Genomic DNA, 13461 nt, shown 5'->3' with positions numbered 1-13461 from the left:
CACGAACAGGAGGCCGGATGCCCGGCAACGAGCAGTACCCCGGCGCCAAGCGCCGCCCCGGCTCGAAGAAGGGCCCCACGAAGGGCTCGGGCGGCCAGCGCCGCAAGGGCCTGGAGGGAAAGGGCCCCACCCCGCGCGCGGAGAACCGCGTCGGCCACCCCAAGGCCCGGGCGAAGGCCCGCGCCGAGTCCCGGGCCGCCCAGCCCACCCGCGCCAAGCAGCTGGAGAAGATCAAGCGCCGCTTCGACGTGCCCGAGGGCCACGAGATCCTGTGCGGGCGCAACGCCGTGGCCGAGGCCGCCTACGCCTCGGTGCCCATCACCCGGGTCTTCATGGCGGTCTCCGCCCAGTCCGACGACCGTCTGGGCGCCGTGGTGCGCCGCGCCGCCCTGCTGGGCGCCCCGGTGCTTGAGACCACCAAGCTGGACCTGGACGCCCTGACCGACTCCGCCACCCACCAGGGCGTGGCCATCGAGGTGCCCGCCTACGAGTACACCACTGCCCTCGACCTGCTGGAGCGGGCCCGCGCCCTGGGCCACACGCCGCTGCTCGTGGCCCTGGACCAGGTGACCGACCCCCACAACCTCGGCGCGGTCCTGCGCAGCGCCGGGGCCTTCGGGGCCGACGGCGTCATCATCCCCGAGCGCCGCTCGGTGGGCGTCAACGCCACCGTGTGGAAGGTGTCGGCCGGTGCCGCCGCCCGGGTGCGCGTGGCCCGCGAGACGAACCTCGTGCGCACCCTGGAGCAGCTGAAGAAGGAGGGCTGCTTCGTCGTCGGCCTGGACGGCTCGGGCAGCACCGCCGTCGAGGACCTCACCCTGGCCGACTCACCCCTGGTGCTGGTCACCGGCGCGGAGGGCGCGGGCCTGTCCCGCCTAGTGCGCGAGACCTGCGACGTGCTGGCCTCGGTGCCGATCAGCCGCAGCGTGGAGTCCCTCAACGCGGCCGTGGCCACGGGTATCAGCCTCTACGAGGTCGACCGTCTGCGGCGTCGGGCCGCCGGCGCCGGCAGCTGACCCCGCCGCTCGGGGCCGTCCCGACCCCGACGGAGCCTGCCGATCCTGCCGATCCGACGGATCCGGCCGCCCCGGCAGGAGAAGCGCCCGGTTTACACTTCTCCAAGACGGCCCCGTTGCTGACACAATGGGCCGCATCCGATCCACAGGAGGTCCCCATGGCCCAGGACGCTTCGCAGCGCTGGAACCGCACCGACGGCGTGCTCATCGCGCCGGGCACGACGCCGGAGGCGGTCGCCGACGCCTTCGCCGAGCGCGGGGTGGTCGTGCGCCTGGAGTGGTTCCCGGCCACCACCCACCTGCTGAGCCTGACCCTCATGACCGACGTCGAGGGCCGGGTCGCGGTGACGCCGCCCTCGCGCGGGGGCGTTGTGCCCGGCCCGAGCGTCAGTGAGCTCGTGGAGTCCCTGGCCCGGCAGTTCACGGCCGACGTCGCCGTGGGGCCGGCGACCTTCAACGCCCTGCCCGACGACGTCGAGCTGCCCTCGATCACCCACCACGGCTCGGCCAGCGCCCGCACCGTGGTGATCTCCCCGATGAGCGCCTACATGGTGCCGCTGCAGGCCACCCTGCTGGAGCGGCCCCTGGCAGTGGCCTCGACGCCGAGCCTGGACCGCCGCATCGTCATGTACTCCGGTGAGGGCACGGAGCTGGGCACCTTCGGCTGGGACGAGGAGTCCCTGCCGGCCCTGGTGCTGACCTCCGACTCCGAGGACATGTCCATCCGCGCCATCCCCACCGGGGACCCGGAGGACGACGCCGTCTTCTCCTGGGGCATGACGTCGCGCTACGTGTGGGGCGGGGTCAAGGAGCCCGGCCCGGCCCTGAGGTCCCTGGTGGATGAGCTGCTGGCGGACCTGACCGATGCGTCGGGGATCGTTGACGCCGTCCCGGGCGCGGACCTGGAGGCCGCGGCCGCCGCCATCGTCAAGCCCGGCATTGACGGATTCGCGGCCATGCTTGAGGCCCTGGGCCTGCCCGACTGGGTGCTGGAGGTCCTCACCGGCCGCCTGGCGCCGGTGGAGGTTCCCGGCGTCGTCGTGCACGAGCCGCGCGGGCTGTCCAACGCGGTGGGCCGCAGCGTGGGCCTGCTGCTGGCCGACCCCTCCACCCCGGGCTCGGCCTTCTGGCAGGGCTATGTGCGCACGGTGACGGACAAGCCGTGGGCGGTGCGGGGCGCCGCGCTGCTCGAGGCGGGTCTGGGCGGGGCCCTCGTGGGGGCAGCCGTGCGCCGTCGTCGCTCGACCGGCAGCATCCCGGGCGGGATGGCGGCCGTGGGGGCCTTCCTGCTGGTGGACGCCATCACCGAGGTCTCGCTGGCCTCCTGGACGCGTCACCGCGAGCTGCGCCGCCGCGCCGACGAGGAGATGGCCCTGGTCGCCGAGGAGCTCGGCGCCTGAGAGCCCACCGCCGGGGACATCTGGCACCACCCACCGGGGGCCTTCCACGCGTCCGGGGACATTTCTCTGCGGCCGGGGACCTTCGACGCCGTCGGGGACCGGAATCCTGTCCCCGGACGCGTGAGGTGTCCCCCTCCAGGGCGGAATGCACCCGGCCGCGCGCAATGTCCCCGCCCGTAGGCCGCACCCGCAAGCAGCAGGTGCGCCGGCGCACTACTCAGGCATCCCCGAGTTCAAGAGGAACAACAACGGCACCACGAAAGTCGCGCCAGTGACGAGAATAGACAACAACACCACCAGCACGAAGATCAGCGACCCCTTCTCGGTTCGGGACATGCCGCGGTGCTTTCCTATGCTCAGCGCCCCTGGGTCGCCACGAAGGATCGAGGCGCGGTAGAACACCGGAACCACCTGGCCGGGCTGCACGACGAACTCAAGACGCGGCTTGGGACTGAGGAAGGCCGCGAAGTGGTAGGAGACAACTTTCACCGGCCCCGGCGGCACCGCGATCCTCACGAACTGGCCCGCAGACAGGCGCATCGACCAGCCGTTGATCGTGATGGACACGGTGCTCTTGCCCGGCAGTGAGACGGACGGGTCGAAGTACAGGTCGATGAAGGCACTGTTCTGCGGCGTAGCCCCGGGCAGGGCCTGAAAACCTTGATTGTTCGTAGTCATCCCAACTCTCCCTCAGTCTTCGCTTGATACGCGACGCGGGCTAGGGCGCGCCCAGGCTGTTGAGGAACCAGAACACCAGACCCATGAAGATGGCGAACACGGCCGCCGAACCGAGAATGACGGCGAACATGATCTTCATGGAGGTGAGGTCGTTCCGCTCGGACGCAGAGAGTCCCTCGAGCCTCTGGAACGTCAGTGATCCCGGGTTGCGCTCGAAATGGGAGGCCCGATAGAACACCGGCGTCCTCTGACCGACATGCACAGAAAAGTCGAGCCGTGCCGTCGAGCTGAAGAGGAGATGGTCGATCTGCTGCACAACAATCGACACCGGCCCGGCCGGAACCGCCAACGCGACGGACTGACCGAAGCCCAGCCACAACTGGTAACCATTGATCACGAGCGACACCCTCGACCTTCTGGGATATCCCTTGACGGACGGGTCGAAGTACAGGTCAATGAACGCGCTGTTCTGTGGCGTGGCCCCGGGCAGGGCCTGGAATGCGGACACATCCTGGCTCATATCCCCGTCACGGCCCTTCTCATCGCCTCAGCTGATTTGAGGCCAGACTATCAACCGGCCGGGCGTCACCGGGCGCGAACGACGACGCACCAGCCGGCCTGCTGGGCGCGCCCTACTCCCCCTTGAACTTCATACCGGCGGTGAAGCCAAAGGGGTTGGCGGCGTAGTCGGCCAGGGTCTGCTCGTCGCGGGCGGCGAACTCGGCGTCATCCTCGGGCATCGGCTCATCGGCATCGTCGTCGACGACGATCGCCTCCATCTCCTGGGTGTCGCCGACCCCCAGGTAGGCCCGCTCGTCACGGTGCTGGGGCAGCACCGTGGCCACATAGTCCTCCACCGCCTCCTGGGTGGTGACGTAGCGGTCCTGGGCCTCAGACATGTACCAGCGGTGCTCGAGAATCTCGTGGAAGATCTCCGCAGGCTCCAGCTTGCGGCGCATCTCGACGGGGACGGAGTGAATGGTGGGCTCGAAGACCTCCGCCAGCCAGGAGTGGGCCACGAGCTCAATCGGGTCCTCGCTGCGGCCGGTGATGGCGCGGTAGGCCTCCAGGTCGTTGAGCATGCGCTGGCCCTGACGCTCCTGGACGTCCAGGCCGGTCAGTCGCATCACCTGACGGTGGTAGTGGCCGGCGTCGACGACCTTGGGCTGAATGGTGATGTGGTTGCCGTCGGAGTCGGTGTTCATGGCGAGCTCGGCGACGTCGTAGCCCATCTCGTTGAGCTTCTCGACCCGGCGGCGCAGGCGCCAGCGCTCATCCATGGAGAAGGACTCCTTGGCGGTGAGCACGTCCCACAGCTCGGTGTAGCGGCTGACGATCCGGTCCCCCACCTCAATGGTGTCCACGGTCGGCTCCAGCAGGGCGCCGGCCTGGAGGTCCATGAGCTCGCCGATGATGTTGGTGCGGGCCACGTCGATGTCGTAGAGGCGCTTGCCGTCCGTGAGCCCCTCGGGGTAGAGCTCCCCGGTCTCGGCGTCCACCAGATAGGCGGCGAAGGCCCCGGCGTCGCGGCGGAAGAGCGTGTTGGACAGGGACACGTCCCCCCAATAGAAACCCAGCAGGTGCAGACGCACCAGCAGCACGGCGAGGGCGTCGATGAGTCGGGTGGCGGTCTCGGGCCGCATGTACTGGCTGAACAGCGCCCGGTAGGGCAGGGAGTAGGACAGGTGCTCAGTGACGAGCACCGAGTTGAGCTCCTCACCGGTGACGCTGCTGCGGCCGGTGATAACCGCCGTCGGATGCACGCAGGGCGCCCCCAGGCGCAGCAGGTCGCGCAGGAGCTCGTACTCGCGGTGGGCCACGGCCTCGCCGATCTCCTTGACCGCGATGACGCGCTCGGAGAGGTTGACGAAGCGCACGATGTGGCGGGACAGACCACGGGGCAGCGCAGCGAGGACCTCGGTGGGCCACTCCTCCAGCGGCGTCTCCCAGGGGAGGTCGAGCAGCGCCGGATCAATGGTCGCCGCCGTGATCTTCATGGACTGGGACATGAGGTCATTCTTTCAGGCCAGAACCCAATTTGCTTTCCAAGACATGAGCCGCCGACCACACTTCTAACAGTGCCGGCCGCTGAACCTCCCCGCCGGACGCGTGGGCCACCGGCCCCCGCGGTGAGCGCGGCGACGGCGCCGCCCCCAAGGAAGGGGAACGGCGCCGTCGTGCTCAGCATCCTCAGGCGGGCAGGCGCTTGCCGGTGGAGGCGGAGAAGATGTGCTCCTGACCGGGGCGGATCCGCACGTAGACGGTCTCACCCGGCTCGGGGGCGGTACGCGGAGGCACGCGCACGATGATCTGGCTGGAGTCCTCACCGGAGCCGAGCTTGGCCTCGGACTCCTCGGCGCCGACGAGCTCACCGTAGATGTAGGCGTCGGAGCCCAGCTCCTCCACGAAGGACAGGCGCACCGGGATGGAGTGCTCGTCCTGGGCGGAGACGACGTCGAGCGACTCGGGGCGGAACCCGATGGTCACCTTGCCGCCGTCCTCGGGGGTGATGGCGTCCAGGGTCGCCTTGGACAGCTGGATCTTGGCGGCGCCGACGGTGGCGACGTCCCCCTTGACCGTGAACTGCCCCAGGTTCATGGCCGGCGAGCCGATGAAGCCGGCGACGAAATCGTTGGCGGGGTGGTCGTACATCTCGCGCGGGGTGCCGACCTGCTGGAGCACGCCGTCCTTGAGGACCGCGATGCGGTCACCCATGGTGAGGGCCTCGGTCTGGTCGTGGGTGACGTAGACCGTGGTGACGCCCAGCGAGCGCTGGAGCGAGGCGATCTGGGTGCGGGTCTGCACACGGAGCTTGGCGTCCAGGTTGGACAGCGGCTCGTCCATGAGGAAGACCTTGGGCTTACGCACGATGGCGCGACCCATGGCCACACGCTGACGCTGACCACCGGAGAGGGCCTTGGGCTTGCGGTCCAGGTACTCGGTCAGGCCGAGGATCTTGGCGGCCTCGCGCACGCGCTTGTCGATCTCGGCCTTGGGGGTGCCGGCGATCTTGAGGGCGAAGCCCATGTTGTCGTGCACGGTCATGTGCGGGTAGAGCGCGTAGTTCTGGAAGACCATGGCGATGTCACGGTCCTTGGGCTGGACGTCGGTGACGTCGCGGTCACCGATGAGGATGCGACCGGCGTTGACGTCCTCCAGGCCCGCGAGCATGCGCAGGGAGGTGGACTTACCGCAGCCGGAGGGGCCAACGAGTACGAGGAACTCGCCATCGGCGATCTCGAGGTTGAGAGCGTCAACGCTGGGGCGGTCATTGCCCGGGTAGATACGTGTGGCGTTCTCGAAAGTCACAGTTGCCATGAGTGGTGCTATCCCTTCACCGGCAGGTACGTGCCGGACGATCCGTCGTGAAAGGTGCCGATGCGTGTCCGCATTGACACGTGCCGCGATCAGCCGTTCGACCGCGGACGGGCTCATCTTGACACAGGTTTCCCGCTTTGACCAGAGATTCTCAGCAATCAGTCAGCCCGGCCCTCGACGGCGATGGCGGACGGTGGAGACCTCCCCATCCCCGCCGTCGGAAACCGCCCGACCCGATACCGGCAATCCGGCTCCACCACTGGCTTTACTCCCGCGACATGGCCCACAGCCGGGCGAAGAGCCCCACAGGTTCGGGGCGCCCACGAGCGAATCCGGGCCGGTACTGTGGGGGCCATGACGCAGAACTTCGACGCGCACCCGGGCGAGCCGGTCACCCTGAGCAAACTGCGCGCCGGCACCTCAGTGGGGGGATACCGGCTTCTGCGTCGCCTGGGCGCCGGCGGTATGGGCGTGGTGTGGGAGGCCACCGATGAGGGTGGGCGCCACGTGGCCATGAAGATCCTCCACCCGCAGATCGCCGCGGACCCCACGGCTCGGCGACGCCTGGACCGGGAGGCCAGTGTCCTGGCCCGGGTGAGGGACACGCGCGTGGCGCGCATCCTGGACATCGAGACCGGGGACGGCTCCCAGGGCATCACCTTCGTCATCACCGAGCTCATCGAGGGCCCCACCCTGCAGCACGAGGTGGAGCACGAGGGCGTCTACGACCTGACCACTGACGCCCGCGACCTAGCCGACCTGGCCCACGGACTGGTCGACTCACTGCGCGCGGTGCACGCCGCCGGCGTCATCCACCGCGACCTCAAGCCCTCCAACGTCATGCTCGGCGCGCAGGGGCCGGTTCTCATCGACTTCGGCATCGCCCAGGTGGCCGACGACGTCCGCCTCACGCAGACCGGCCAGGTCACCGGTACGCCGGGGTTCATCCCTCCGGAGATGCTCGACGGCGGGGAGCCGAATGCCGACGTCGACTGGTACGCCTGCGCGGGCGTGCTCCTGTTCACCGTCACCGGTCTGGCGCCCTTCGGTTCGGGGGCCTGGCAGGTGGTCTTCCGGCGCGTCTACGGGGGCACCCCGGAGCTGGGGAACCTGGAGGAGGAGTGCCCGGCGCTGGCGCGGGCCTTCACGGCGGCGCTCGCCCCTGAGGCGGAGAACCGTCTGACCCCGGACGGCCTGCTGGAGGTGCTCGATGAGATCGCCGAGGGCGGGACCGGGCAGGAGGCGGTCGACCGGCTCCTGGGACCCGAGGACGAGGGGCCGGAGTTCAGCGAGCTGGAGCGGAGCACCAGTACCTTCACCCCTGGTTACGGCTCGACCCCGGGGTCGCCTCGGGATGCTCGCAGTGCGACCTCGGCCTCCCCGGCCGCTTACGGCAGTCCCGTCTCCGCGCCCTCCGGCGCGGAGGGAGGGTACGGGTACTCGGCGCCGTCTGCCACGTCCGGTGCTTCCACCCAGCCCCCACCGGCCATCCCACCTCGCCAGTGGTACCAGAACAGTTCGGCGATGCCCTCACGGGGGGCGCAGTTGATGCAGTACGGCGTGGGCGCTCCTGCACCTGCGGCCGCCTCGGGGGCGTACCCGCGGCCGGCGCCGTCGGGACAGGTGCCGATGTTCCCCTATTCGGGTCAGCATCCGACGGCCTATCAGCCCGGTTACTCCCAGGCCGTCGCCGGTCCGACGGCTGCGCCATCGGTGGGAGCGATGGCGGGACCGATGGCAGCCGGCGCCCGGGGGGCGCAGATCAGCCGGGGCAACGCTCCCAGACGTCCCGGGGAGCTGCCCCGGTGGGCGCAGGAGCCGGTACGTCGTCCGCTGGCGATGCTGGCCATGTGGTTCATGCTGGCCTCCATCGGGATCGTCAGGCCGGGCTTGATGGCGATTGTCGGGGCGATTCTGACAGTGGTGGCCGGCGCTGTGGGCCGGGCCCAGGACGCTCGGCGTTGGAACCGGCTTCAGCGGGGCGGCACCTCGCCGTCGGACGACTCCCGCATGTGGGCCATGACCCCATGGTACCTGGTGCGTTCGGCGATCTCTGTTGGCTTCGCTTTTCTTCTGGCCCTGGGGACCACGGCCATCTTCCTCACGACCACTTACTCGGCGGGTGCAGCGAACGACGACGCACTGATTCTCGGATCGTTACCCCCCAGTAGTCGCATCTACTTCCTCTATTTCGCCGCGGTCTCCTTGTACCTTCTCATCCTGTGGCTGGCACCGTGGGGGGCGGCGACGCGACGCGGTGGGGCACATCTTCTCAACTCCTTCGCCCCCAGCGACAATGTCCGAAGGAACCTGGTCATGGCCATGTTGGGTGTTGGCGCCTTGTTCTGCATCTTGACATTCGCCGGAGCGCTGCCGATTCCGAGCCTGGTCCCCTTCGCGAGCTGAGATGCCGCCTCAAGCGGCGGGCGCCATAGGGCCCCGGCGGCTTCCGCCTCCGGGGCCCGCGGTGGCGCTGGGCTCACTGCTGACTCCGGCGAGGGCATGGTCAGCGGAAGAAGGGGAAGCCTCCGAAGCGGAGGGTCTTGCCGCGGTAGGCCCGGATCATTTGGACGGTGCACACCAGCACATGGACCCCGACCATGACCAGCGCCATGATGATCGGGGTGCCCCACGGGATGAAAGGCAGCGATTCATAGAAATCGTCCGCGATGGTGAACACGGCGATCTGGATCACCACCAGAGCCAGTTCCACCAGCAGCAGCGTCAGGCCCCAGCTCGCCGCCAGGCGGCGATTCGTCCGGGCCGGTTCACGCAGGTCCTTCTTGTTCCACAGGCCGACCACGATCATCGCCACCATGGCGAGCAGCACGTCGAGGATCGGCAGAGGCGCCAACAGCCCGAACAGCCCTGCACTCCACGCCTCAGCACCCGACGGAGCAGGAGCCTTCACAGGCACTGGAGCCATCATCGGCGCAGGCACCACCCCAGGGGCCGGCGCACCCGGATCCCCAGGCGCAGGGAAGGCACCGTAGCCCGCCACAGACCGTCTTGCCGGGTCGACCTCCGGGGCCGACTCCAACATGGTGTAGTAACCACCCGAGGACGCCACGGCCTCAGGCTCCCGCATCTCACTCACGCAATTCCCCCGCTCACTCATCACCAGAGCGGCCGACCCTACCGGAACTCGGCTCATCAGCGCCATTGCCCTCAGCCTGGGCAGCCTCAGCCTTCTTCTTAGCCCGCCGCTCACGGTCGCGCTGGCGACGGCGTTCCCGCCTCTCAGCCTCCTTGTGATACGCGGCAGCCTTGGTTGCCATCCACTCCGGAATCCACTCCGGATCCCGAGGAAACTGATCCAACTCAAAGGCAAAGTTACCATCACGAATAGGCTCACCTGATATTAGCGGCTCACGCATCCAGTCCGACTCCTGATGCAGCACCCCCTCAGCAGCCTCCACCCACAAATGCGAGCACAACCACGCACCCCGGTGAGGATCGGCCTGCGCTGCACGAAGATCATTCATGGCAAAACTAATCTCACTGGGAAGATGAGAGCGAGACCATTCGCCATCTACCTCTATCCAACAGACGTACGTACTAGTAAGAGCCACGGCAATGTACTCGATGTCAACTCTTGTGGCACCAATTTCAGGCAACCAACCACGAACAAGTTCCTGAAACTTCGAGAAAACAGAAATGTCGTCAGCTCCAGACACGATTGACATCAGCTCATCCCCTACCTCTCGCTTTTGCACGTCTTGATGCAGCCGCGAACCTTTTGCTCCCGCCGCACCCCTCCGAGCCGGTTCTTCTGCCTTCAGACCCCGATCTTCATCCAGTCGGGGATCGCACCGGGGTCACGGGGGAAGATCTCCAGCTCCTTGGCGCAGTCCTCCGCCGTGTAGGGCGGGTCGAGGACCGGCTCGCGGTCGTAGTCGAAGTCGGAGATGAGCTTGTAGCCCTCGCTGCTCTTCATGGACAGCGCCGCCCAGGTCCAGGTCCCGCCACGGGGGTGGGCCATGAGCGCCCGCAGGCGCACGGCCTCACGGACCAGCTCAACGGGCATCTCGTTGTCGGCCCACTGGGCGCGGCGCAGAATGCCACGGGGCCTGAGCACGCGACTCGTCACGGCGGCGCGCGTCCCCACCCCTTCGACCTCCACCACGACCTCCTGGGCACCCACGGACTGCATCCAACGGCCCCAGTCGGTCGACATGTTCTGGAGCAGGACCATCTGCTCCTCCATCTGACCGCCCATAGGCCCATCCATCATGGTCACAATCCCCTCCACCCGGTCACTCCCGGACCGCTCGGTCTGATTCCCCCGATTCTGCCCGACCCCGACTGCACGCGCCGTGCCAACGACGACCGATGCGTCACAATCCGCCACCGGCAGACACCAGGCGTGGTTTCCTCCAGGATCCTCGGGCAGAATGTCGTCACGACAGCCATCACTCGTTGACTTTTCGTCTTCCTGGTCGTCCGCTCGTCACCGCATCACAAGGAGCACCGCGTGTCCAGTAACCAGCCCCGCCAGACCAAGGCCCAGCGCCGTGAGGCCGCGCGCCTCAAGGCCAAGGAGCTGCGCGAGGCCTCAGCCCGCCGCGAGCGCCGCAACAAGATCGCCCGCCGCAGCTTCATCGGGGTCGCAGGCCTGGGAGTGACCGGTGGGCTCGGCTACCTCGCCTACCGCGGCATCGAGGCCAAGAACGGCACCAAGGACAACAAGGCGTCGTCGAAGTTCCCCGCACCGAGCGAGGGCCTGGCCACCGCGAAGGCGAACCAGAGTGGTATCCCCAAGCAGGTCCTCTCCGATGCCTCCTGGACCTACGGTGAGGGCCCCGCCCTCGACACCGTCGCCGCCTCGGCCCCCGTCCTGGACATCTACTTCGACTACTCCTGCTCTCACTGCGCCCAGTTCGAGGGCCTCCACACCCAGGAGATCAACCAGCTCCTGAGCGAGAAGCAGATCACCCTGGCCCTCCACCCCTGCAAGCTCCTCGAGCAGGAGTGGACCAGCGTCGTCATGAACGCGATGGGCGTGGTCCTCGATGAGGCCCCGGCCCAGTCCCTGAGCTTCCACAACGCCGCCTTCGAGATCTTCTCCCAGTTCTTGCAGACCAAGAACCAGAGCAACATGACGGTGGAGGGCCTGGTGGCCGCCGCCACCAAGGTGAACGTCCCCAAGGAGGTCTCCGCCAGGTTCAAGGCGGCCGTCGACTCCGACAAGTACGGCAAGTGGGTCACGCTCGGCGATGAGGCCTTCAAGGCCCGGAAGCTGGAGGGCACCCCCACCGTCTTCTTCAAGGGCGAGAAGGTCGACCTGAACAAGCTTCAGACTCGGACCTCCCTGACCGAGCTCGTCGCCGCCGCCACCCCGACGGCGCAGCCCAGCCAGCAGGCGTCTCAGCAGCCCAGCCCGCAGCCGACTCAGCAGGGCTGACCGGGGCCCGTCGCGCCTGCCCGGGGCGGCGGCCCAGCACAGGCCCCCTCCCGGCACCCGCCGGCCCGGGCGGCGACGGGCACAGCGCCGCCTCCCACGGTTTCCCGCCGTGGGGCGGTCTGTGACAGACTGTCCCACGCACCTGCGGCCGCCTGACCGGCCGCGCGCCGCTTTAGCTCAGTTGGTAGAGCAGCTGTCTTGTAAACAGCAGGTCGTCGGTTCGAGTCCGACAAGCGGCTCCACTCATCGCCCGCAGCCGTCCGGGGCCCGGCCGCTCCTGTCGCGGCCCCACCCACGGCCCGGCCACGAGCGCACCACCGGGAGGGGACATGTCGGTGACCGCAGCAGACGCGGCGTCCTGCGCCCTCCACGACGCCGGCACCTGCCGCTCCTGCCCCCACCTGTCCCTGCCGATGCCCGACCAGCTGGCCGCCAAGCAGTCCCGTGTCGCCGCCCTCCTGGCCGAGCACGTCCCGGCCGAGCTGTGGCAGGCGCCGGCGGCGAGCGCCCCCACCGGCTTCCGCAACAAGGCGAAGATGGCGGTGGCCGGGACCGCCGCCCTCCCCACCCTGGGGATCCTCGACGGCGCCGGGTGCGGCGTCGACCTGCGCACCTGCCCGCTGCACGTGCCCGCCATTGAGGCGGCTCTGCCGGTGCTGGCCGACCTCATCACCGAGCTGGGCCTACGCCCCTACGACGTACCCGCGCGCCGCGGCGAGCTCAAGTACGTCCTGGTGACCGCCTCCCCCGACGACGACCTCATGGTGCGCTTCGTCCTGCGCTCCCGCCGTTATCTGGAGCGGCTGCGCGCCGCCGTGGCGGACCTGCGTCGGCGCCTGCCCCAGCTGGCGGTGGCCGCCGTCAACATCCAGAGCGTCCACCAGGCCGTCATCGAGGGGCCCGAGGAGATCGTTCTGACCGAGGAGGACCGCCTCCTCATGCGCCTGAGCCTGCCGTCCCCGGAGCTCGGCGGCCGGGCCGGCCGGCGCACCGAGAGCATCGAGCTACCCCTCTACCTACCCACCCGTTCCTTCTTCCAGACCAACACGGCCGTGGCCGAGGCGCTCTACGCCACCGCCCGCGACTGGGCCCAGGAGGCCGAGCCGGCCCGGGTGTGGGACCTGTTCTGCGGCGTCGGCGGCTTCGCCCTGGCCCTGGCGGCGCCCGGCCGCCGAGTGCTGGGGGTGGAGGTGTCGGCGCCGGCCATTGACGGGGCGCGCGCGGCGGCCGACCTCATGGGCCTGGACCCGGCCCTGGTGCGCTTCGAGGCCGGCGACGCCCGCGTCCTGGACCCGGCCGCCGGGGACCGCGCCGGCGGGGTGCAGCGCCCGGACCTGCTCGTGGTCAACCCGCCCCGGCGCGGGATCGGGGAACAGCTGGCCGGCAGGATCGAGGCCTCCGGCGTGGGACGGGTGCTCTACTCCTCCTGCAACCCGCGCACGCTGGCGGCGGACCTGGCGCACCTGCCCTCGATGCGGGTGGTGCGCTCGCGCCTGTTCGACATGTTCCCGCACACCGAGCACGCCGAGGTGCTCGTGGAACTGGTCCGTGACTAAGCCGTGGCGCGAATCAGGGACTACGGGGCTCTCCCAGTGCTGTCGCAAAATTCCTGACCCGCCGCGGTCGTACCTTACGCCGCGCGGTC

The 13461-nt window shown here is 69.0% G+C and carries 12 protein-coding genes and 1 tRNA gene; 6 read left to right on the top strand and 7 right to left on the bottom strand.

Annotation, left to right across the window (positions count from 1 at the left end):
• Window positions 1-17 precede the first annotated feature (17 nt).
• Complete coding sequence (gene rlmB / locus AB7V09_RS09420; protein ID WP_075414414.1) at window positions 18-1016, top strand: 23S rRNA (guanosine(2251)-2'-O)-methyltransferase RlmB; 999 nt, start codon at window positions 18-20, stop codon at window positions 1014-1016.
• A gap of 158 nt (window positions 1017-1174) precedes the next feature.
• Window positions 1175-2416, top strand: a complete 1242-nt coding sequence (locus AB7V09_RS09415; RefSeq protein WP_075414415.1) for a hypothetical protein — start codon at window positions 1175-1177, stop codon at window positions 2414-2416.
• A gap of 213 nt (window positions 2417-2629) precedes the next feature.
• Here AB7V09_RS09415 and AB7V09_RS09410 read toward each other — a convergent pair whose 3' ends face one another.
• From AB7V09_RS09410 to AB7V09_RS09395, 4 genes are all read right to left on the bottom strand, one after another.
• Window positions 2630-3094: a hypothetical protein gene (locus AB7V09_RS09410; RefSeq protein ID WP_075414416.1), complete on the bottom strand. Its 465-nt coding sequence runs from the start codon at window positions 3092-3094 to the stop codon at window positions 2630-2632.
• Window positions 3095-3134: 40 nt separating this feature from the next.
• A complete protein-coding gene (locus AB7V09_RS09405; protein WP_279014098.1) occupies window positions 3135-3614 on the bottom strand; it encodes a hypothetical protein in 480 nt (159 codons plus the stop codon).
• A gap of 112 nt (window positions 3615-3726) precedes the next feature.
• A complete protein-coding gene (locus tag AB7V09_RS09400) occupies window positions 3727-5103 on the bottom strand; it encodes a DUF4032 domain-containing protein (RefSeq protein WP_419143591.1) in 1377 nt (458 codons plus the stop codon).
• A gap of 181 nt (window positions 5104-5284) precedes the next feature.
• Window positions 5285-6412 carry an ABC transporter ATP-binding protein gene (locus tag AB7V09_RS09395; protein WP_003788927.1) on the bottom strand — a complete coding sequence of 376 codons (1128 nt, stop codon included), beginning with the start codon at window positions 6410-6412 and terminating at the stop codon, window positions 5285-5287.
• A gap of 354 nt (window positions 6413-6766) precedes the next feature.
• Between AB7V09_RS09395 and AB7V09_RS09390 the strand changes: the two genes are divergently transcribed.
• The gene (locus AB7V09_RS09390; RefSeq protein WP_419143590.1) at window positions 6767-8818 is read left to right on the top strand and encodes a serine/threonine protein kinase; all 2052 of its coding nucleotides are present in this window, start codon (window positions 6767-6769) and stop codon (window positions 8816-8818) included.
• A 100-nt stretch (window positions 8819-8918) separates the two neighbouring features.
• Here AB7V09_RS09390 and AB7V09_RS09385 read toward each other — a convergent pair whose 3' ends face one another.
• From AB7V09_RS09385 to AB7V09_RS09375, 3 genes are all read right to left on the bottom strand, one after another.
• Window positions 8919-9323 carry a hypothetical protein gene (locus AB7V09_RS09385; RefSeq protein ID WP_419143589.1) on the bottom strand — a complete coding sequence of 135 codons (405 nt, stop codon included), beginning with the start codon at window positions 9321-9323 and terminating at the stop codon, window positions 8919-8921.
• Window positions 9324-9522: 199 nt separating this feature from the next.
• Complete coding sequence (locus AB7V09_RS09380) at window positions 9523-10098, bottom strand: hypothetical protein (RefSeq protein ID WP_075414420.1); 576 nt, start codon at window positions 10096-10098, stop codon at window positions 9523-9525.
• Window positions 10099-10190: 92 nt separating this feature from the next.
• Window positions 10191-10631 carry a hypothetical protein gene (locus AB7V09_RS09375; protein ID WP_081385301.1) on the bottom strand — a complete coding sequence of 147 codons (441 nt, stop codon included), beginning with the start codon at window positions 10629-10631 and terminating at the stop codon, window positions 10191-10193.
• 255 nt (window positions 10632-10886) lie between these two features.
• On the opposite strand from AB7V09_RS09375, the gene AB7V09_RS09370 reads away from it, so the two are divergent.
• The 3 genes from AB7V09_RS09370 (at window position 10887) to AB7V09_RS09360 (ending at window position 13372) form a co-directional block, all read left to right on the top strand.
• The gene (locus tag AB7V09_RS09370; protein ID WP_075414421.1) at window positions 10887-11816 is read left to right on the top strand and encodes a DsbA family protein; all 930 of its coding nucleotides are present in this window, start codon (window positions 10887-10889) and stop codon (window positions 11814-11816) included.
• Between the two features lie 166 nt (window positions 11817-11982).
• Window positions 11983-12058: transfer RNA gene (locus AB7V09_RS09365), tRNA-Thr, on the top strand.
• 87 nt (window positions 12059-12145) lie between these two features.
• The gene (locus AB7V09_RS09360; protein WP_075414422.1) at window positions 12146-13372 is read left to right on the top strand and encodes a methyltransferase domain-containing protein; all 1227 of its coding nucleotides are present in this window, start codon (window positions 12146-12148) and stop codon (window positions 13370-13372) included.
• Window positions 13373-13461 lie beyond the last annotated feature (89 nt).

It is taken from the genome of Actinomyces sp. SKVG-SVH-4(1) (assembly GCF_048514265.1).
Classification (GTDB): domain Bacteria; phylum Actinomycetota; class Actinomycetes; order Actinomycetales; family Actinomycetaceae; genus Actinomyces; species Actinomyces oris.
This window is presented reverse-complemented; position numbering and strand designations above follow the sequence as displayed.